1 protein-coding gene is annotated in these 548 nt (G+C 75.4%); it reads right to left on the bottom strand.

All coding sequences use genetic code 11. The features are described from left to right. Window positions 1-46: 46 nt before the first annotated feature. On the bottom strand, window positions 47-548 hold a 502-nt coding region (locus N869_RS15935), incomplete at its 5' end, for an adenylate/guanylate cyclase domain-containing protein (protein ID WP_035063354.1).

Here is a 548-nt window from a genome sequence, read left to right on the forward strand (position 1 = left end):
AGCCCGGGCGGTCCACGTCAACCCGCCTGCGGCTCGGGCCGGCACCTCACGCGCCCGGTGCGGGTGCGACCCGCACCGGGCGCACCGCACCCAGACCCGCGACCTCACGCACCGCCAGCTGTTCGAGGACCACCGTCGGGTCCGGGCGCAGGTGGGCGGCCGTGGCCTCGTCGAGCAGGACCTCACCGGGGCTGGCCTCGGCGGTGAGGCGGGCCGCCAGGTTCACCGGCGGGCCGAACACGTCGCCGAACCGCGACAGGACCCTGCCCCACACCACGCCCACCCGGACCGGTGAGGCGGTGTCGTGGAACGTCTGCGCCAGGCCCAGCGCGACGGCCACGCCGGTGCGCACGTCGTCACCGACGAACAGGACCGCGTCCCCGATGGTCTTCACCACCCGCCCACCGGCACCGGTCACGACGTCGCGTGCGCGCGTCTCGAACCGTTGGACGAAGTCCGCCAGCTCGTGGGAGCCGAGCTCGGCGGTGCGCCGGGTGAACGCCTCGATGTCGGCGAAGCCCACCGCCCGGGCCAGGGGCAGCTCGTCA

The organism is Cellulomonas bogoriensis 69B4 = DSM 16987 (assembly GCF_000767165.1).
Taxonomy (GTDB): Bacteria; Actinomycetota; Actinomycetes; order Actinomycetales; family Cellulomonadaceae; genus Actinotalea; species Actinotalea bogoriensis.